Genomic DNA, 18,984 nt, shown 5'->3' on the forward strand with positions numbered 1-18,984 from the left:
GTTGTTAGGATGCCGAAAACTGCCCGACCGGCAGCCCTGCGGAGAGGCGTGGTAACGGTGCCCCAGCGGAGGAAACCCGAGTCGACGCCGTTGACGATGTCGATCGACGACTCCGACTCCACGGCACCCCTGGTCACCGTCGCGGGCGACCTCGACTTCACCACGGCCACGCCGCTGCGCACCGCCCTCGACCACCTGCTGACCAGCCAGCCGTCGACCATCGTGCTGGACTTCGGCGGCCTGCTCTTCATCGACAGCACCGGCCTCGCGGTGATCGTGCACGCCTGGCGCGAGGGGCACCAGAACAGCACCGTCATCCGGCTCCGTTCCACCCCCCGTTTCCTGGAGACCATTCTCGACATCACCGGGGTCAACGGGCTGTTGGCCCGGGCGTCCCGGGAGGACGAACGCGAACGGCCGGCCGCCCCGGCCTGACCGGGACGGCCCCGGAGGTGTCCCTCCGACACGACCTGGGAAGATGGTGCAGATGCCACGCCAGCTGTTGACGATCGAGGTGAGCCGGGTGACGCCCCGGCACGCCCTGCTGCGGCTGGCTGGCGAACTCGACTTCGACACCTCCCCGGAGCTGATCCGGGCGGCCACCCAGGTCCGGACCGAGGGGCACGACGAACTCACGGTCGACCTGACCGACGTGACGCTCTGCGACTCGTCGGGGCTGAGCGCGATCGTCGTGCTCTACCGCAGCGCAGCGCGGTCGGTCCGGCTCACCGGCGTGAGCCCCCAGGTCCAACAGTTGCTGGACCGGACGGGCCTGGCCGAGTTGCTGGCCGGCCCGCGTCCCGGCGACGACGAGGGGCTGACCGGCTCCCGTCCCGACGACGAGGCGCGCGAGGTCGGCTGAGGCGGCCAGGTGCCTGTCGGTCCGGCCCCGGTCACCCCGTGCCGACCGGTTTCCGGCGCGGCGCGAACGAGGAGCGCCCTTCGGCGGGCTCCGGCGCGAGATCGTCCGGTCGTCCCGCCTCGGGAGCCTGGAAGAGATAACGGACGAACTCCGCACCCGCCTCGTTGTCCTCCGCGCCGGGCCACTGGCCCTCACAGTCGACGCCGATCACCTCGCGGCCGGCACCGCCGGTCTCCTCGAGCAAGGCCCAGACGGTCACCGGATAGCAGCGGGTGTCGTCCGGGGCGAGTTGCCAGCGGGCGTACCACCCGGGTCGGGCGGGGACGATCTCGACGATCTGCTTCATGACGACCTTCCCTTCCGCGTACCTCGGAAGTTCTCACGGTCCGGTGCCGATCCTGCGCCTCGGCGGGGTGAGCGCTCCTCACCCCGCCGGCATGAACCACCGACGACCGTCGCCGGCCGCCCCGGGCGGGCCGGTTTCGGCCCACGCGGGGCCGGGAAGCCGCCGGGAGCGAGCCGAGACAGGAAGTGAGGTCACGCGATGAGGAAGCAGATGGAGGGGGACAACCAGCGGCGCCGGACCCTGGCCCGCCAGGCCCGGGAAGGTGGCCAGCGACCCAGCCGTGACGCCGCCACCCTCGGCGCCTCCAAGCAGCTCACCTCCCTCGACCGGGGCAAGCGGGCGGGACCGCCGCCGGCCGGTGCCCGTAAGCCGGACAGCAGCCGGGGCGGCCCGGCGCCGCCGCCGGTCGCCCGTCCCCCGGCCACCCGGCCGGGACCCCGTCCCGGTCCGGGCGCTCCCGGGACCATCGGCCTGGGGTACCGGGAGTTGGTCGGCGACGTCAGCCGCCGTACCGGGGTGAACTTCCGCGAGGCCAAGGTCGGCGCGGAGGCGACCGTGCTGGTGCTGGCCCGGGCGCTGGACGAGGACGACCGGCAGCGACTGCTACAGGCGGTGCCGATGTCACTGCACGACGTGACCCCGGTCGACGGGATCGAACGGCACCGGGACCTGCCGGGCTTCCTGGCCGAGGTGGCCCGGATCAGCGGCCGGCCCCCGGAACAGGCCCGTTACCAGGCCCAGGCGACCCTCGCCGCGCTGGCCACGCGCGACGGTCGCCTGGTGGCGTCGCTGCACGTACCGGAGGGGTTGCGGGACCTGCTCGAGCTGCCGGAGGCCGGGGGTGGCCTGGTCGGGACGACCGCGGCGGCCGCGCCGCTGACCGCGGCCGAGTTGCGCGCCGCCCTGGCCGACCTGCCCTACTGGTCGGCGCGGGGGCCGACGATGTCGCGCAGCATCGCGCTGCCTCCGCCGAACCTGGACCGGGTTCTCGACCGGATCGACCAACTACGGCCGGACACCGGCCGGGGGCCCACGGTCAGCCGGCAGACCGCTTCCAGCGCGGTGCTCACCGTGCGGAGCCGGCAGGCGGACGCGGTCACCGCGCGTGACATCGACCTGGCCCACCTGGTCGACGACGCGATCGAGGAAGTCGGCGCGGGCATCGCCGACTGAGCTGCCGGGCCGGCGCGGGCGGAGTTGTCGCCGTCCCGCGACGCGCAAGAACGGATGACGGCCACCGTCCGGATGCCGGCGTGTCCCCGGCTCCGGCCGGTCGGCTACCGTGCGGTGATGAGCGGGGCGGGCGACGGACCGGTGCTGGTGGTCGACCCGACCCGCCGGACCGGGCGCACGCTGCTCGCGGCGGGCGTCGAGCAGTCGTACGTGGACGTCGCCGACCCGACCCACCTGCGGTTCGAGTACGTGCGGCGGATGGCGGCGGTGCTCGACCTCGCGGCCACGTCCGGGGTACCGCTGCGGGCGCTGCACCTCGGCGGCGGCGCGCTGACCCTGCCCCGATACCTGGCCGCCACCCGCCCCGGTTCGACGCAGCGGGTGGTGGAACGGGACGCCGATCTGCTCGACCTGGTGGTGCGGGAGCTGCCCCGCCACCGGAGGTCCACCTCGAGGTCGGCGACGCGCGGGCCGCCCTGGCCGGGCAACCGGCCGGCCGGTACGACGTGGTGCTCGCCGACATCTACTCCGGGGCCCGGATGCCGGCGCACGTGGGCACTGTCGAGTTCGTCGCCGAGGTGGCCCGCGTCCTGCACCCGGACGGGCTCTACCTGGTCAACCTGACCGACCTGCCGCCGCTGGTCTTCTCCCGGGTGCAGGCGGCCACCCTCGGCGCGGTCTTCGCCGAGGTCTGTCTGGTCGCCGCCCGGCGGATGCTCGGCGGGCGGCGGTACGGCAACGTGGTGCTCGCCGCCGCCGTACGACCCGGCCGGCTGCCGGTGCGCAAGCTGGCGACCCGGGTGACCCGGGACGCGGTGCCCGGCACGGTGCTGCACGGACCGGCGCTGGCCGATTTCGTGGCCGGCGCGGCACCGGCCACCGACGCGGTCCCGCCGACCACCTGACCACCCACCGTCGACGGCCGGTGTCGACCGTTTCCACCGGCCCGATCCGGGTAGCCGCGCCGGATGAGCAGCCCCGACGACCGGCGCACCGCCCGCCGGGCGGCCATCGTCATCGGTCTGGTGCTGGCCACCCTGCTCGGGCTGGGGCTGCTCTGGGCCGTCCGTCGGGTGCTGGTGTGGATCCTGCTGGCCGCCTTCTTCGCCGCCGCCCTGAAGCCGGCGGTGGACCATCTGCAACACCGTCTCGTCCGCCGTCGGGCACTCGCCACGCTGCTGGTGTTCCTCGCGGCGTTCGTGCTGCTCGCCGCCGTGGGAGCGTTGATCGTCGTGCCGCTGGTCGACGAGGTGGTCCGGTTGGTCGAGCGGGCGCCGGAGCTGGCCCGGGACGTCCGGGCCGGACGGGGGCGGCTCGGCGAACTGGTGGACCGCTTCGGGTTGCGCCGGTACGCCGAGACCCACGGCGAGCAGCTCCAGGATTACGGCGAGCGGCTCCGCAGACCGGCCCTGAGCCTGGCGCGCGGGGCGGTGGAGACGGTGGTCGCGACGATCACCGTGGCCGTGCTGGCGTACCTGATGGTGCTGGAGTCGCCCCGGATGAGCGCGGCGCTGCTCGCCCTGAGCGGGGACGGAGCCGGCGACCGGCTACGCCGGATCGGCCGGGAGTGCGGCCAGGCGGTCACCGGGTACGTCACCGGGAACCTGGTGATCAGTCTGATCTGCGGTGGCCTGACCTTCGTCGTCCTCCTCGCGCTGGGCGTCCCGTTCGCCGCCGTGATCGCCCTGGTCGTCGCCGTCGCGGACCTGGTGCCGTTGGTCGGCGCGACGGTCGGCGCGCTGGTGGCCGCCGGGGCGGCGTTCCTGCACTCCCCCACCGCCGGCATCGTCACGCTGGTCTTCTTCGTGCTCTACCAGCAGGTCGAGAACCACCTGCTGCAACCGGTGATCATGGGACGGGCGGTCCGGCTGAACCCGCTGACGGTGCTGGTCAGCGTCCTGCTCGCGGCCGAACTCGCCGGTCTGCTCGGCGCGCTGGTGGCGATCCCGGCGGCCGGCATCCTCCAGATCCTGCTCCGGGAGGCCGACCTGCCCCGCCGGCTGTTCCACCGGCCGGGTTGAGCCGGTCCGTCCCCTGAACACCGGGGGCACCCCGCCCTCGCTGGAGCGGGGTGCCCCGGGGCCCGCCCGGTTGTTACTGGCGGCGGACCGCCACCTCGGGTGAGGAGCTCTCCAGTGGCACGGCGTTCGCCGGGACCAGGCCGAGCTGTATGGCGGGACGGGGCAGCGCCGCGTCGAGCATCCAGTCGGCGCTCACCCGGGCCCGGTTGCCGGGCATGGCGAGCAGGTGGTAGCCCCGGGTGACCGCCTTCGCCGGCAGCCCGGACAGCGATACCTTGAGCGGGTTCGCGGCGGCGTCCCGGCCGCCCAGGTCGACCACCCAGCCCAGGTCGTGGTGCCGGTACGGCTTGCGTCGTCCCCGTCCGTACGAGGCCGCGATGTTGTGGGCGACCAGTTTGCCCTGCCGCTGGGCGTGCTGGGCGGTCATCGCGCAGATGCCGCCCGGCCGGGTCAGGTCCGGTACGGCGGCGGCGTCGCCGCACGCGAAGACCTCCGGGAACCCGGGAACCCCGAGGTACTCGTCGACCACCAGCCGGCCCTTCTCGGTCCGCAGCCCCAGGTCGGCGACGAGCGGGTCCGGCCGGACCCCGACGCACCAGACCAGCGTGCAGGTGGGCACGTAGTCGCCGTCGGTGAGCTTCACCCCGTCGGCGGTGGCCTCGGCCACCGAGGTGCCCATCCGCACGTCGACGCCCCGCCGGGTGAGCACCCGGTGGGCGGTGACGGACATCCGCTCGTCCAGTTCGGGCAGGACCCGGGGGGCGACGTCGAGCAGCATCCAGCGGGGCCGGATGGGCAGCCCGGAGCGGGTGGCGGCGAGCTGGTCGGTGAAGAGTTGACCGTGCGCGGCGACCTCGGTTCCGGTGTAGCCGGCGCCGACCACGACGAAGGTCGCTCGGGCCTGCCGCTCGGCCGGATCGGTGGCCTGTTCGGCCAGTTCGATCTGGCGGACCACGTGGTCGTGCAGGAAGAGCGCTTCGGGCAGGCCCCGGAAGCCGTGCGCGTACTCGGTCACCCCGGGGATCGGCAGTAGTTTGTTGACGCTGCCGACGGCGAGCACCAGGCGGTCGTACGCCAACTGACCCCGGTCCCCCTCGGGCTGGGTGAAGCCGACCCAGCGGTTGTGCAGGTCCACCCGGTCCGCCTCACCGATGACCACCCGGACCCCGTCCAGGGTTCCGTTGAGCGGCACCGAGATCCGCGAAGGCTCCACCACGCCGGCGGCCACCTCGGGCAGCAGTGGGAGATAGAGGAAGTAGTCGGTGGAGTTCAGCACCACGATCTCCGCCCGGCCACGGGCGAGCCGGGCCAGGTTCTTCGCCGCGTGGTAACCGGCGAACCCGGCTCCCACGATCACCACACGAGGTTTCGTCATGCCCGCTGCCCTTCCCACCGTCCGTTGGGACAAACGTGGCAGATCCGGCAAATCTGCCAACTGCGGTTGGCCCCGATTCGCCGAAACCGGGCCGTCCCACCGACCCTGACCGCGCTACTTCGCCGAAACGGAGTCGGCCGGGGCGGGCGGGACGGACGCGGCGACGGCCGGGGCGGGCGGGGTAGTGGGGGCCGTCGGGATGTCCGACGTGGGGAGCGGGCGGCGCAGGGCCGGGGTGAGCACGGCGGTCACCACCAGGGAGATCACCGCCATCACCGTCATCGCGGTACCCGGAGTCAGGTACTGCGCCACGGCACCGGCGAGCGTCGCGGCAACCGCCTGCATGGCCAGCATCCCCGACGAGTGCAGACCGAGGGCCTGGCCACGGATCTCCGTCGGGGTCAGGGCGAGCAGTCGTTCCTGGAGCAGCAGCCCGGCGCTGAACCCGGCGGTGGCCAGCAGGACGGCCGTCAGCGCCACCGGTGCGGGCAACGGCAGTGCGAAGAACAGGTACGGCGCGGCGAGCAGCACGCGCAGCGGCGTCACCAGTCGGGGCCGCCAGTGCCCCGGGACGACCCGCCCGAGCAGGGTGTTTCCCGCGATCATGCCCACCGCACCGGTGACGAAGAGGGCACCGGCCCAGTTCGGGGCGTACGGGACGAAGAGCGCCTCGCACCCGACCACCAGCCCGTTCGGCACCCACAGGGCCAGGTAGACGTGCCGGCGGGCGGGCAACGCCCAGAGCCGCCGGTTCACCTGCCAGGTACACCGGACCGAGGGACGGCCGGTGGCACGCGGCGGCCGGGCGGTCAGGCCGAAACGGGCGACCAGCGCGGCACCGAGATAGAGGGCGACCGCGACCAGCAACGTGGCCCGCGTGGAAAGGACACCGACGAGCAGCCCACCCAGGCCGAACCCGAGGATCTGCATCGCCCCGGAGGAGATACCGAAGACCGACCGGCCGAACAGGTACGCATCGTCGGGCAGGATCTCCCCGAGCAGGCCCCAACGCACCCCGGCCGAGCCGGAGGCGACCAGCCCGGTGCCGAGGACGAGCAGCACCATCCCCCAGCCGGGCAGCCCCGGGACGGCGAGCGCCGCACCGATCAGGGCGTACAGCAGGCCGGTGGTCACCAGCACGGTCCGGGGCGGCACCCGATCGGCGACCGAGAGCACCGTCATCGCCCCGACGAACTGGGCGAAGGCACCCCCGAAGAGGCCCAGCGCGGCCAGCAGCGGCGAACCGGTACGCGCGTAGACGAGGGTGCTCAACGCCAAGGCGCTCGCCGTGCCGGCAGCGGTCTGTAGGCAGGCGCTCAAGAAGAGCGGGGTGAACTCGGGCGTGCGGAACAACTGGCCGTAGGTACGCATGCGCGACAGTCTCGGCCAGGCGGACAATTACCGGTACCTTTCGCGGGAAGGCGGCTGGATCGCCTGGGCCGAACCGCACCGGTACGCGGTGGTCTACCTCCCCGGCGCTGCTCGCCGGTCCGGCGGGACTCGATTGCGCTTCGAGGACGGATGGTGTGCCCGACGCTACGCTGCGGCGCACGGTTGACGCGACCAGCGGAGGCGGAAATGGGCGGCAGTCGGGCGGTCGGCCTGGCCGGGATCGGGTTCGTCGTACTGACCGTGGGCCGCTTCGTCCAGCTTGCTACGACGGAGCGTCCCGACCTGGCCGGTCCGCTGGAGCCGGTCGGCCGGTACCTGGACGCGCACGGCACCGGAGTCGCCGTCGGCACCTGGGCCGGCCTGGTCGCCTTCGGGCTGCTGCTGGTCTTCGTCGTCGGTCTGGCCCGGCAGGCACAGCCGGCCGGCGGGCTGGCCTCCTCGCTGGTGCTGGCCGGCGGCATCCTGGTGCTGGCCACGTTGACCGTGAACAGCGTCATGCTGATCTCGGGGATCAACATCGGCCGGGACGGGGACGTCGCCGAGGCCGTCCGGCTGCTCCGGCTCGCCCCGCACATCGACCACTTCATGCACCTGCCGAACGCGCTCTGGCAGGCGGCGCTCGCCGTGCTGCTGCTGCGGACCCGGGTGCTCGCCCGGCCGTTCGGGGCCACTCTCGCCCTGCTCGCCGCCGCCGAGTTCGTGGTCTCGGCGATCGGGTTGGCCACCAGCGAGTTCACCGGCCCGGAGCGACTGCCCTTCCTGGGCCTGCTGCTCTGGGTCCTGGCGGCCGGCGTGGCGCTCCTGGCCCGCCCGGGGAGCCGTCACCAGCCGCCGGGATTGCGGCCCGACTCGCGGGAAATACCCGAGTCGGTGTCCGGGTAGCCGCCGAACTGCTCGTTGGCAGTAACCGACCGGTGCGGGGACGCCAGGTCGTCAACGGGTGGTGAACTCGTTTGCGGCCGCGACCACGTCGGCGGCGAAGCCGCCCGCGTACGCTGCCGTTGCGCCGCCGTCGACCGGCAATACGATCCCCGTGACGAAGGACGACGCGTCGCTTCCGAGCCACAGGGCGGCCTCGGCAATGTCGGACGGCAAACCCAGGCGCCCGATCGGCTGCGAGGCACCCAGCTTCTCCTCGAGGAAGTCGCTGAACGCATCCGCCTGGTTCGGGGGAACGCCGAAGCTGCGCGCCATGATGGGCGTGCGGATGATCCCGGGGGCGATGGCGTTGGACCGGATGCCGAGCGGTGCGAGCTCGGCGACGGCTTGCCGCACGACCCCGACGATCGCGTGTTTCGCAATCGTGTATCCCGCGGCACTCCAGCCGCCCTGCAGGCCGGCGGCGCTCGCCGTCGAGACGATCGAGCCGCCGGTGCCCTGGCGCCGGAACTGCTGCGCCGCGTACTTGTGGCCGAGCACAACCGAGCGCGTCAGCAACGCGATCGTCCTGTCGAAGCCCTCACTTCCGATCTCGACCAACGGAGACGGATCTCCCTGCGCGCCCGCGTTGTTGAACATGATGTCGAGCTTTCCGAACTCACTCACCGCCCGGTCGACTGCCGCAGCAATGTCGGCTTCGCTCGTGACATCGGTATGGACGTAGACGAGCGAGCCCCCGTACTCCCTCTGGAGCGTCGCGCCGGCTTCGTCGTTGATGTCGGCGGCGACGACCTTCGCGCCCTCGGCGACGAAGAGCTCGGCGCCGCCGCGACCGATGCCGCTCGCCGCGCCCGTGATCACCGCGACCTTGCCCTTCAATCGATCCGGCATGAGCCTTGACCTTCCGTGAGAGCGCCTCTGACAGTCAGGCCATCCGCCGGGCAGTGCGCGGGAGGCGGTGATTCAGCATTCGAGACTTGCTGCGCGCGATGCCCGCCTCAGCAGCCGCCATCGTCGCGTCATCGTGGAACCGAGCCGCAGCTCCAGGCTACGGCGTTGGGGGCCCCATGCGGCCCCCAACGACAAGACCGAACGGCCGCGCCCGACAGAACCGGACACCTGTAACAACCGGGCACCCGCTCATCGGCTACGACGCCGGCCAGCACCGGGCCGGCGCTGACCTGCCAGCCGACACGAGCGAGGTTGACCTGCCAAAACCCCAGTCCGTGTCGGCTGTGAGGGGCATCCTCGTAGCAGGGTCACGTGTCCCCCGTTCCGCACCCGGCCCGGCCGCCGCCAGCGGTACGCGAAGGAGCGATCGTGCAGGTGCCCGACGTCAGCGTCGTCGTCCCGGTCTACGACACCATGCCGTACCTGCGGGCGTGTCTGGCGTCGCTGCTCGGGCAGACGATCGGCCGCCGGCGGATGGAGGTCGTCGCGGTGGACGACGGCTCCACCGACGGTGGCGGGCGACTGCTGGACCAGTTCGCCGCGCGGTACCCGGACACGGTGCGGGTGCGCCACCAGGCCAACTCCGGAGGCCCGGCGCACCCCTGCAACCGGGGGCTGGAGCTGGCCCGGGGACGGTACATCTTCTTCGTCGGCTCCGACGACCGCCTCGGCCCGGAGGCCCTGGAACGCCTGGTCACGGCGGCCGACCGGTACGACTCGGACGTGGTGCTCGGTCGGGCGGTCGGGGTCAACAGCCGGCACATGTTCCAGGAGATCTTCGCCGAGAGCCGGGTCGACGTGGACCTGTTCGACTCGGCGCTGCCCTGGTCGCTGGCGAACATCAAGCTGTTCCGCCGGGACCTGGTCGAACGCCACCACCTGCGGTTCCCCGAGGACATGCCGATCCTCAGCGACCAGCCGTTCACCCTCGAGGCGTGCTACCGGGCGCGACGGATCTCGGTGCTCGCCGACTACGACTACTACCACGCGGTACGCCGCCTCGACGCCGGCAACATCACCTACCGCAGCCGGCTCGAGCAGCGGCTGCGCTGCGTGGAGTTGCTGGTCGACCGGGTGGCCGACCTGATCCCGGCGGGCAAACAGCGCAACGCGGTGCTGCGGCGGCACTTCGGCCTGGAGGTGGCCCACCTGGTCGGCGACGACCTGCGTCGGCTCGACCGGCCGACCCAGGAGCGGGTGTACCGGGTGGTCCGGCGGCTGGTCGACCGCTACCTCACCGACGACCTGCGTGACCGGCTCGACATCGAGGCCCGGCTGCGGCTGGCCGCCGTCGCCGACGGTGGGCTGGCCGATCTGCTCGCCGTGATCGAGCAGGACGCCGAGCGGGGCGTGCCACCGACCGTCGTGACCGGGGGGCGCTGGCACGCCGGCTACCCGGGGGTGGGGCTGCCCGCGTGGACCGACGTGACCAGGGTCCACGCCGACTGGCTGGCCCGCCTGGACGCCGTCGCGGTGACCTGGGCGGGCACCCGGAGCCTGACCGTCACCGCCCACAGCCCGCACCCCGACCTGGCGTCGGCCGTCGGTGGGCCGCTGACCGTCCGCGCCGGCCGGATCGTCGGCGACACCCTCGACGTCACCGCCAGCGGGCGGGGCAGCCTGGTGCGGGTCCGCTTCCCGGTGGAGCGGCTGCTGGCCGGCAGCGTCGCCACCGGGCAACGACACCCGCTACGGGTCGAGGTCGCCGGGACGGCCGGCCGGGGGGCCGCCGCGCTGCGCGCCCCCGGGCTGGCGCCGTCCCGGCCCCGGATCCGCCGGCACGGCACCCGGCTGTACGCGGTCACCACCGGCCTCGACGGCCGGACCGGTCAACTCGTGCTGGCGGTGGTGCCGGTGACCGCCGCCCGGCTGGCCGCCCGACTACGCCGACGCGGCCGGTAACCGACGCGGCGCGGCGGAGTGGACCGCTCCGCACGCGGGGGTGGAGCGGGCGGTACCGTCGGCCCGGAAGAGGGATGGCACCGACGGGTGGAGGCGGCCACGGCCAGGGAGCGGGGACGCACGCTCATCGCGTCCAACAAGAAGGCACGGCACGACTACACGATCCTCAAGACGTACGAGGCGGGCATCGTGCTGGTCGGCACGGAGGTCAAGTCGCTACGGGCCGGGCGGGCGTCGCTGGTCGACGCGTTCGCCCAGGAACGCGACGGCGAGATCCTGCTGTACGGGCTGCACATCGCCGAGTACGGCTTCGGCACGTGGACCAACCACGCGCCCCGCCGTACCCGCAAGCTGCTGCTGCACCGGGTGGAGATCGCCCGGATCCTGGAGAAGCTGCGCGACGGCGGGGCGACGCTGGTGCCGCTGTCGATGTACTTCGAGAACGGCTGGGCCAAGGTCGAGCTGGCGCTGGCGCGCGGCAAGAAGTCGTACGACAAGCGGCAGACCCTCGCCGAGCGGGACGCCAACCGCGAGATCGCCCGTGAGCTGGGCCGACGCCTCAAGGGGCAGCGCCGGGGCCAGCGGACCACCTGACGGGTGCCGGCGTCGCCGCCGGCACCCGTCAGGGGTCATGCGGCGGCGCGGCGGGCAACGGCGGTCCGGGTGGCCCCGACAAACGTCCAGAACAGCGGCAACGTGGTGTTCTTGCGCTGGGCTCGGGTGTTGGTGCCGAAAATGGCGGTGCGCAACGGCGTGGTCGGCTCCAGTTGGGCGCCGGCCCGTGAGCGTCCGGTTGACGATGTTGGCTGGCGAGACCCCGGCCAGGTCCGGGTAGTCTCTGCCCGTCCAGGGTGGGCCACGCCGACCGCCGGGAACTTCCTCGTGCAGGTAGCCGCGCCCCGCAGCATCCACGCTGTGGGGGCCTTACCGTGTTGGGGTGCCGGTGACGAACGCCCCTCACCAGTGCCGACGAGGCCGTCCGAGCCGAATGGATCCGGGCCGACCGCTAGGACGTCTTGGTTGGCCACGACGAGACACCGCCGCCCTCGGCCGCAGATCATTCTCAGCCTGAATCCACAAGTCGATCACCGCCTTGATCAGCAACGCCGCCGTCGGCAAGGCAGCCCAACTCGGATCCTCCAGCACTTGGGCTACCGCGACGGCAGTGCCGACGCCGCCGGCGAGGAGGCCGAGCAGCACCAGCAACACGAGGGCCGCCCTACCAAGGGCCTCCAGTACCGGCTTGAGCTTGGTCTTGGCTCGATGCAGGTGGGAGGAGACGGTGTTCTCCGCCATGCCAAGGCACCCGGCCATCTCCGCACGGGACCGGTCTTTCCGGAAGGTCCACTCAATCGCCTCGCGTTGCATACCGCTCAGCCCGGCGCTCTGCATCGCCGCATTGATCTCGTCGGCGAGTTCACGCTCGTTGTACGCCTGCACCGGGTCGGGCAGCTTGGCGACGGAGACCCACGGTGCCCGGCACGCCATCTGGTCCAGCACGGTGTGCGGCCCAGCCGGCTCGGCATCGGGATCGGTAGGTAGCGAGCCGGTGAACCGGGCGTCTTCTCGCCGGGCCTGGTAGATGTAGCGGCGCGCCACGGTGAAGCCGTAGCGCTCCGGCTGGCGGACGGTCGACCACCGGCCGAGGACCTCGGCGATGGCGTGCTGCGCGACATCCTCGTCCGACAGCCGCGACCCCGGCACACCGCAGATGGCCAGCCATTTGGCCGCGAAGCGGCGCAGCCGTTCCCGGTTGGCCACACAGAATCTGATCTTCTCGGCCTCCGCAGCAGACCCCTCCTGTGGGGGGCCGTCGCCCGGCGACACCGGAGCACCAACGGACGAAAGCGCATGGTCAGCAGCCACTGACGTGTTCCCGCGCTCCCGCCACCCGCACGTACCAGGTACCGCCACGGCCGCTACCGCCGACCTCGGAACCCGGGGGCAACTCGGCTGCCGCCTTCACCAGCCGGATACGGGCACGCACGGTCCACGCGTCGGCTGCGGCGCCAGCGAGCCGGGCCGCCGCAGGCACGGCTGCGGCCAACCCGGTCACCGTCCAAGGGTCGATCATCAGGGGGTCCCTTCCCGGTCGTCCTCGCGCCGGTAGCGCGAGCTGATCGATCGGTACGGGTACCTGGCCGCAGGTTCCGTTACCAATTGCGGTGTGACGGCGACCACACTTTGGTCGGCGCACCCCCCACGTCTTCGAGATCATCCTGCTGCCTATCTCGGCCGCACCTTGGCGGTGCCCCTAAGAACGACGACGCGCTGGCCACCTCCACCGCGCGGAGGCCACGGGTACGCATCCGCCCCGGCGGCATCCTCCTGCTCGTCATCGACGAAGCCGGGCAACTGCGCCGCACCCTGCGCTGCCCCTACCACCCACCACGCTCGGCCGCATCCGCAACGCCCGCCCAGCATCCGCAGTCCCGCCCCCGGCAGCCACCCCGCAGCAGGTCATCACATCACTCGACGTAGGTAGGCGGGAGATAGAACCACCCCACAGCCGGTGCGTCGTCGCAGGTGGTCCGCGAGTCCCACGCCCGAGCCCACGCCTCACGGTCGCCTTCGCCCTGCGCGAACGCAGTGAGCTGGCGATGCTCCCCCCAGACCCGCGCCGCCTGTTCCGCAGTGATCTCATGCAGAACCAATACTCGCGGCTCCGACACCTGGGCTCCGGTAATCCACTCAGGCACCGCCGCAAACCAGTACTCGTGGCCCTCGTAGAGCGCCAACCCGTCCAAAGGGCCGTCGTAGAAGTCCAAGACGCCAACAACCTGCACCCCAACCACCTCGGGTAGGCCCTTCAGCACGGCGGAGTCAAGATGCACTCCCGCACGCTAGCCAGCCAACCCCGCACCCGCCATCCCATATGTTCGATACGACCACCAGCCAAATCCGCTCACGGCCCTGGCGTCACACATCCTGCGACGCCGTTTCGTCAACCATCATGCGAGAGCAGGCATCCCGGGCACGGTCCCAGCGCGGTCAGTACCGTCCGTCTGTCGACGCCAATCCCCCTGGCGGGCATTCCCACAACCGGTCAGCGTGGAGGCAGGTACGGCTCCGCCGGCATCGGCACCTCGACGAAGGTGGCCCCGTGCAGGTCCAGCCAGGCCCGGTCCGGGCCCCGGACCAGCCGCAGCATCACCGCCTCGCAGGCCGGGCAGCGGGCCACCAGGCCGGGCGCGTGGCTGAACACGTGCAGTCCGGCCATCGGACCGGTCCGTCCGCACGACGCGCACCGGCCGGTCGCGCCGCTCAGGTCGACGGCGAACAGCTCGCGCAGCGGCCCGTCCAGCACGTTGCCGTCCTGATAGGACATGTCGGTCATCGGTTCCTCCTTCGCTCCGCCGCCGAACGCGACCCGGGCCGGTCGGCGGCTCACCCCCCGTCAGCGGCTCACCCGTCGACGACCCCGGCTGCGACGTACCCCCCGGCACCGGTTCATCCCGTCGGGCCGAACCGCTCGGTGCGGACCCGGCGGGTCGGGTGGCCCAGCCCCACCAGCAGGTCGGCCACCGTCTCCACGAACCCGGTGGGCCCGCAGACGTAACAGAGCGGCGCCAGGTCGGCCGGCCAGCCGTGGCGGTTCACGTCGGCCAGGCCGATCCGGTGCGGCTCCCCCCGCCAGCCGTCCGGGGCCCGCCGGGTGTAGACGTACGCGACGTCCAGGCCTCCGTCGTCGCGGGCCCGGCGGCGCAGCTCGTCGGCGTAGACGACGTCGTCCGGGGCCCGCACCGAGTAGACCAGCCGGAACGGCGTCCGGTTGCCGGCCGCGCGGCGGGCCCGGACCATCGCCATCAACGGCACCACCCCGGACCCGCCGGCCACCAGCAGCACCGGCGCCGTCTGGTCGGTACGCCAGACGAACCAGCCGCCCACCGGGCCGCGCACCTCGACCGGGTCGCCCTCGGCGTACACGTCGGTCAGGTACGGCGACACCTCACCGTCGGGGAACCGCTGCACGGTCAGCTCGATCCGGCTGCCGTCCACCGGGGCGGCCAGCGAGTACGCCCGAGCGGCCTGGTAGCCGTCCTCGGCGGTGAGCCGGACGTCCACGTGCTGGCCGGGCAGGTGCCCCGGCCAGCCGGGCACGTCGAGGACCAGGGTCTGCGCGGTCGGTGTCTCCACCCGGCGTTCGACGAGCCGGGCCACCCGCCAGGTCAGCGGGCCGCGCCCGCCATCGGGGGTGGTCACCTCAGTCGCCCTGGTAGCGCTGCTCACGCCACGGGTCGCCGTAGTCGTGGTAGCCGCCAGTCTCCCAGAAGCCCGGCGTGTCGTCGACGAGCAGCCGGATGCCCCGCACCCACTTGGCCGACTTCCAGAAGTACAGGTGCGGGACAAGCAGCCGGGCCGGGCCGCCGTGCTCGGGGGCCAGCGGGGCGTCGTCGAAGCGGTGCGCCACCCAGGCCCGCCCCTCGCGCAGGTCGGTCAGGGGCAGGTTGGTGGTGTAGCCGCCGTACGAGTGGGCCAGCGCGTACCGGGCGTCGGTGTCGATCCCGGCCAACAGGGTGTCCAGCGAGACGCCCTGCCAGCGGGTGCCGAGCTTGGACCAGCGGGTCACGCAGTGGATGTCCACCGTCGGCGTCTCCTGCGGCAGGCCCATCAGCTCGTCCCAGGTCCACCGGTACTCGGCACCGGCCTCGGTGCTGATCACGAACTCCCAGCGGTCCACCGGCACCTTCGGCGTCGGACCGGCGGAGAGCACCGGGAAGTCGGTGGTCAGGTACTGGCCGGGCGGCAGGTCCGGGGCGGTCGAGCGACGCCGCCCCCGGAAGCCGGGAGACACGATTCCCACCCGGTCAGTCCTACCACCCGGCGGGCCCGCCCGGCACCGTTCGCCGGAACGGACCTCACCCGCCCGACTCGTTGATCCGGACCGGGTCGCCCCGTAGATTGTGGACCCGGAAGTGAGGAGAGTGGATGCGCACCATCGACTGGCGGGATGGTCGGATCGTAGCGATCGACCAGACCCGACTTCCGCACCACGTCGAGTTCCTGGAGATCGACACGGTCGAGGAGCTGATCGCGGCGATCCGCTCGCTGGCGATCCGGGGCGCGCCCGCGATCGGCGTCGCCGGGGCCCTCGGGGTGGCGCTCGCCGCCCGCCTGCACCCGGACGACCCGGCCGCGCTGCACGCGGCGACCGACGCGATCCGGGCGGCCCGGCCGACCGCGGTGAACCTCGCCTGGGGCGTGGACCGGGTCCGGGCCCGGCTGGACGCCGACGGCGCGGAGGCGGCCCTCGCCGAGGCGCTGACCGTGCTGGAGGAGGACGCCCGCTGCTGCCGGGAACTCAGCGAGCGCGGCGCGCGCTGGCTGGTCGAGACGGTCGGGCCGAAGGTGGCGGTGCAGACCCACTGCAACGCCGGTGCGTTGGCCACCGTCGAGTGGGGCACCGCGCTCGGCGTGGTGCGCTCCCTCCAGCAGCACGGCGCGCTGGGCCACGTGTACGCCTCGGAGACCCGTCCCCTGCTCCAGGGGGCACGGCTGACCGTGTGGGAGCTGGCGCAGATCGGCGCGGCGCACACCCTGGTGGTGGACTCCGCCGCCGCGTCCGTACTGGCGCAGGGGCTGGTCGACGCGGTCGTGGTGGGCGCGGACCGGATCACCGCCAACGGTGACGTGATCAACAAGGTGGGGACGTATCCGCTGGCCCTGGCGGCGGCCCGGGCCGGAGTGCCGATGGTGGTCGCCGCGCCGGAGTCGACCGTGGACCTCGCCACGCCGTCCGGGCGGGACGTCACCATCGAGGTCCGCGCCGCCGAGGAGATCACCGCCCTCGGCGCGGCGGCGCTGGCCCCGCAGGGCACCGAGACGCTCAACTACGCCTTCGACATCACCCCGGCCGACCTGGTCACCGCGATCGTCACCGAGCGCCGGGTCATCCTGCCGGGCGCCGGTGGCCGCCCCGACGACCCGATCGACCGGAGCTGACCCGCCGGTCCCACCCACCGACCGGATCCGGTTCCCCCGACGGCCACCGGCCCCGGGGGGCACCGGTCCGTCGGTAGCCCCACCCGACCGGCAGCGGCCGGCCGGTCAGACCCGTCCGCGAGGAGTCAACCGCCATGCTCAACCGCTGGTCCGCCGTCGACGCCCCGGACCGGTCCGACCCGGTCGCGCAGCTCGTGTACGCCTCCCGGCTGCTCGGCGCCGACACCGACCTGGTGCTGCACGGCGGCGGCAACACCTCGGTCAAGACGACGGTCACCGACCTCACCGGGGAGTCGGTGGAGGTGCTGCACGTCAAGGGCAGCGGCTCGGACCTGGCCACCATGGGCGCCTCCGGCTTCACCGCGCTGCGGCTGGCCCGGCTGCGGGCGCTGCTGCGCCTGGAGCGGCTGCGGGACAGCGAGATGATGAACGAGCTGCGCTGCGCCCGCCTCGACGCGACCGCGCCGGACCCGAGCGTCGAGTCGCTGCTGCACGCGCTGCTGCCGCACCCGGCGGTGCTGCACAGCCACGCCGACGCGCTGCTCACCCTGACCAACCAGCCCGAGGGCCGTCGGCTGGTGGAAGAGGTCTACGGCGACCGGGTGGTCGTCGTCCCGTACGTGATGCCCGGTTTCGACCTCGCCCGGCTCTGCGCGGAACTCTTCCCGGCGCAGTCCCATCCGGGGACCGTCGGCATGGTCCTGCTCAACCACGGCCTGTTCACCTTCGGCGCGGACGCCGAGGAGGCGTACCGCCGGCACATCGAGCTGGTCGGCCTGGCGGAGGAGCGGCTGTCCCGGCCGGCGGCCCGGGTCGCCGCGCCGGCCGGGCCGGTGTCGGTCGACCGGGTCCGGCTGGCCCGGCTGCGCCAGGAGATCTCCGAGGTCGCCGGGGCCCCGATGGTGCTCAGCCGGTACGACGACCCGACGGTCCGGGCGTTCCTGGACCGTCCCGACCTGGCGGCAATCGCCACCCGTGGCCCGGTCACCCCGGACCACGTGCTGCGGACCAAGCGCGTCCCGCTGGTCGGTACCGACGTGGCCGGGTACGCCAAGGAGTACCAGCAGTACGTCGATGAGCACCGGGAGCGGGCCCGCACGACGCTGACCGTGCTCGACCCCGCCCCCCGGGTGCTCCTCGACCCCGAACTGGGCCTGCTCACCGCCGGCCGGCGGGCGGCCGACGCCCGGATCGCCCAGGACATCTACCGGCACACCATCGACGTCATCGAGGCGGCCGAGGCGATCGGCGGCTACCAGGCGCTGCCGGCCGGCGACATCTTCGACGTCGAGTACTGGGAACTCGAGCAGGCGAAGCTGCGGCGCGGCGGCCCGGCGCCGGAGTTCACCGGTGAGGTGGCAGTGGTGACCGGGGCGGCCTCCGGCATCGGTCGGGCCTGCGCCGCCGCCCTCCAGGCCCGGGGGGCGTGCGTCGTCGCGCTGGACCGGGACCCCTCGGTCACCGAGCCCGGCGGGCTGGCCCGGCTCGGCCTCCAGGTCGACGTGACCGACCGGGCGGCGATGGACGCTGCGCTCGACACGGCGGTGGACCACTTCGGCGGGGTGGACATCGTCGTCGCCGCCGCCGGAATCTTCCCGGCCAGCCAGGAGATCGCCGGCCTGGACCCGGAGGCGTGGCAACGGACGATGGCGGTGAACGCGGAGTCGGTGGCGCACCTGTTCGCCCGGACCCACCCGCTGCTGGCCCTGGCTCCCCGGGGCGGTCGGGTCGTGGTGGTCGCCTCGCGCAACGCGGTGGCCCCCGGCCCCGGTGCGGTCTCCTACTCCGCCTCCAAGGCGGCAGTGGTGCAGGTGGCCCGGGTGGCCGCGTTGGAGTGGGCGTCGGACGGCATCCGGGTCAACGTCGTGCACCCCGACGCGGTCTTCGACACCGGGCTGTGGAGCCCGGAGGTGCTCGAGGGCCGGGCCCGGCACTACGGGCTGACCGTGGCGGAGTACAAGCGACGGAACCTGCTCGGTACGGAGATCACCAGCGCCCGGGTCGCCGACCTGACCGCCGCGCTGTGCGGCGACGCGTTCGCCGCCACCACCGGGGCGCAGGTCCCCGTCGACGGCGGCAACGAGCGGGTGATCTGACGGCGGGTACCCGGAGCGGGCCGGCTGGCCGACCCGCTCCGGGG

Annotated in this window: 19 protein-coding genes and 1 pseudogene; 10 read left to right on the plus strand and 10 right to left on the minus strand. The window is 73.1% G+C overall.

Annotated elements, in window-relative coordinates; genetic code table 11:
* Window positions 1-96: 96 nt before the first annotated feature.
* Together GA0074692_RS11855 and GA0074692_RS11860 are read left to right on the plus strand one after the other, a co-directional pair.
* A complete protein-coding gene (locus GA0074692_RS11855; protein ID WP_176738417.1) occupies window positions 97-435 on the plus strand; it encodes an STAS domain-containing protein in 339 nt (112 codons plus the stop codon).
* 52 nt (window positions 436-487) lie between these two features.
* Window positions 488-862 (plus strand): STAS domain-containing protein, encoded by a 375-nt coding sequence (locus tag GA0074692_RS11860; protein WP_091653328.1) that lies wholly within the window; start codon window positions 488-490, stop codon window positions 860-862.
* A gap of 31 nt (window positions 863-893) precedes the next feature.
* Here GA0074692_RS11860 and GA0074692_RS11865 read toward each other — a convergent pair whose 3' ends face one another.
* Entirely contained in the window at window positions 894-1,208 is a 315-nt protein-coding gene (locus GA0074692_RS11865; RefSeq protein ID WP_091643335.1) for a hypothetical protein, read from the minus strand.
* Between the two features lie 198 nt (window positions 1,209-1,406).
* On the opposite strand from GA0074692_RS11865, the gene GA0074692_RS11870 reads away from it, so the two are divergent.
* The 3 genes and pseudogenes from GA0074692_RS11870 to GA0074692_RS11880 all read left to right on the plus strand — a co-directional run bounded on the left by GA0074692_RS11870 (window position 1,407) and on the right by GA0074692_RS11880 (window position 4,402).
* Entirely contained in the window at window positions 1,407-2,381 is a 975-nt protein-coding gene (locus GA0074692_RS11870; protein WP_091643339.1) for a DUF2267 domain-containing protein, read from the plus strand.
* A gap of 117 nt (window positions 2,382-2,498) precedes the next feature.
* Window positions 2,499-3,286 (plus strand): annotated as a pseudogene (locus GA0074692_RS11875) (spermidine synthase).
* A gap of 63 nt (window positions 3,287-3,349) precedes the next feature.
* On the plus strand, window positions 3,350-4,402 hold the full coding sequence (locus tag GA0074692_RS11880; protein ID WP_091643342.1) for an AI-2E family transporter: 1,053 nt from the start codon (window positions 3,350-3,352) through the stop codon (window positions 4,400-4,402).
* Between the two features lie 73 nt (window positions 4,403-4,475).
* Here the strand turns inward: GA0074692_RS11880 and GA0074692_RS11885 are convergent, their stop codons facing one another.
* Together GA0074692_RS11885 and GA0074692_RS11890 are read right to left on the minus strand one after the other, a co-directional pair.
* Complete coding sequence (locus tag GA0074692_RS11885; RefSeq protein ID WP_091643346.1) at window positions 4,476-5,777, minus strand: NAD(P)/FAD-dependent oxidoreductase; 1,302 nt, start codon at window positions 5,775-5,777, stop codon at window positions 4,476-4,478.
* Between the two features lie 114 nt (window positions 5,778-5,891).
* A complete protein-coding gene (locus tag GA0074692_RS11890) occupies window positions 5,892-7,148 on the minus strand; it encodes an MFS transporter (protein WP_176738418.1) in 1,257 nt (418 codons plus the stop codon).
* Between the two features lie 207 nt (window positions 7,149-7,355).
* Between GA0074692_RS11890 and GA0074692_RS11895 the strand changes: the two genes are divergently transcribed.
* Window positions 7,356-8,051, plus strand: a complete 696-nt coding sequence (locus GA0074692_RS11895) for a hypothetical protein (RefSeq protein ID WP_091643351.1) — start codon at window positions 7,356-7,358, stop codon at window positions 8,049-8,051.
* 51 nt (window positions 8,052-8,102) lie between these two features.
* On the opposite strand, the gene GA0074692_RS11900 is transcribed toward GA0074692_RS11895, so the two are convergent.
* A complete protein-coding gene (locus tag GA0074692_RS11900) occupies window positions 8,103-8,939 on the minus strand; it encodes an SDR family NAD(P)-dependent oxidoreductase (RefSeq protein WP_091643353.1) in 837 nt (278 codons plus the stop codon).
* A gap of 429 nt (window positions 8,940-9,368) precedes the next feature.
* Between GA0074692_RS11900 and GA0074692_RS11905 the strand changes: the two genes are divergently transcribed.
* Window positions 9,369-10,901 carry a glycosyltransferase family 2 protein gene (locus GA0074692_RS11905; RefSeq protein WP_091643357.1) on the plus strand — a complete coding sequence of 511 codons (1,533 nt, stop codon included), beginning with the start codon at window positions 9,369-9,371 and terminating at the stop codon, window positions 10,899-10,901.
* 87 nt (window positions 10,902-10,988) lie between these two features.
* Window positions 10,989-11,495 carry an SsrA-binding protein SmpB gene (gene smpB, locus GA0074692_RS11910; RefSeq protein WP_091643361.1) on the plus strand — a complete coding sequence of 169 codons (507 nt, stop codon included), beginning with the start codon at window positions 10,989-10,991 and terminating at the stop codon, window positions 11,493-11,495.
* A gap of 363 nt (window positions 11,496-11,858) precedes the next feature.
* Here the strand turns inward: smpB and GA0074692_RS11915 are convergent, their stop codons facing one another.
* The 6 genes from GA0074692_RS11915 to GA0074692_RS11935 all read right to left on the minus strand — a co-directional run bounded on the left by GA0074692_RS11915 (window position 11,859) and on the right by GA0074692_RS11935 (window position 15,696).
* Window positions 11,859-12,767, minus strand: coding sequence for an RNA polymerase sigma factor (locus GA0074692_RS11915; RefSeq protein WP_176738419.1), 909 nt, complete (start codon window positions 12,765-12,767; stop codon window positions 11,859-11,861).
* Complete coding sequence (locus tag GA0074692_RS34680) at window positions 12,757-12,975, minus strand: hypothetical protein (protein ID WP_176738420.1); 219 nt, start codon at window positions 12,973-12,975, stop codon at window positions 12,757-12,759. The genes GA0074692_RS11915 and GA0074692_RS34680 overlap by 11 nt, the downstream gene beginning before the upstream one ends.
* A gap of 394 nt (window positions 12,976-13,369) precedes the next feature.
* Complete coding sequence (locus GA0074692_RS11920; RefSeq protein WP_141725247.1) at window positions 13,370-13,735, minus strand: hypothetical protein; 366 nt, start codon at window positions 13,733-13,735, stop codon at window positions 13,370-13,372.
* A 212-nt stretch (window positions 13,736-13,947) separates the two neighbouring features.
* Window positions 13,948-14,238, minus strand: a complete 291-nt coding sequence (locus GA0074692_RS11925; RefSeq protein ID WP_091653331.1) for a DUF6510 family protein — start codon at window positions 14,236-14,238, stop codon at window positions 13,948-13,950.
* A 113-nt stretch (window positions 14,239-14,351) separates the two neighbouring features.
* Window positions 14,352-15,104, minus strand: coding sequence for a ferredoxin reductase (locus GA0074692_RS11930; RefSeq protein ID WP_091643372.1), 753 nt, complete (start codon window positions 15,102-15,104; stop codon window positions 14,352-14,354).
* A 1-nt stretch (window position 15,105) separates the two neighbouring features.
* Window positions 15,106-15,696 carry a sulfite oxidase-like oxidoreductase gene (locus tag GA0074692_RS11935; protein WP_218106773.1) on the minus strand — a complete coding sequence of 197 codons (591 nt, stop codon included), beginning with the start codon at window positions 15,694-15,696 and terminating at the stop codon, window positions 15,106-15,108.
* A gap of 134 nt (window positions 15,697-15,830) precedes the next feature.
* Here GA0074692_RS11935 and mtnA point away from each other — a divergent pair, with 134 nt between their 5' ends.
* Together mtnA and GA0074692_RS11945 are read left to right on the plus strand one after the other, a co-directional pair.
* Complete coding sequence (gene mtnA, locus GA0074692_RS11940; protein ID WP_091643380.1) at window positions 15,831-16,844, plus strand: S-methyl-5-thioribose-1-phosphate isomerase; 1,014 nt, start codon at window positions 15,831-15,833, stop codon at window positions 16,842-16,844.
* 134 nt (window positions 16,845-16,978) lie between these two features.
* Window positions 16,979-18,940 carry a bifunctional aldolase/short-chain dehydrogenase gene (locus GA0074692_RS11945; protein WP_091643384.1) on the plus strand — a complete coding sequence of 654 codons (1,962 nt, stop codon included), beginning with the start codon at window positions 16,979-16,981 and terminating at the stop codon, window positions 18,938-18,940.
* Window positions 18,941-18,984 lie beyond the last annotated feature (44 nt).

Source organism: Micromonospora pallida (genome assembly GCF_900090325.1).
Classification (GTDB): Bacteria; Actinomycetota; Actinomycetes; order Mycobacteriales; family Micromonosporaceae; genus Micromonospora; species Micromonospora pallida.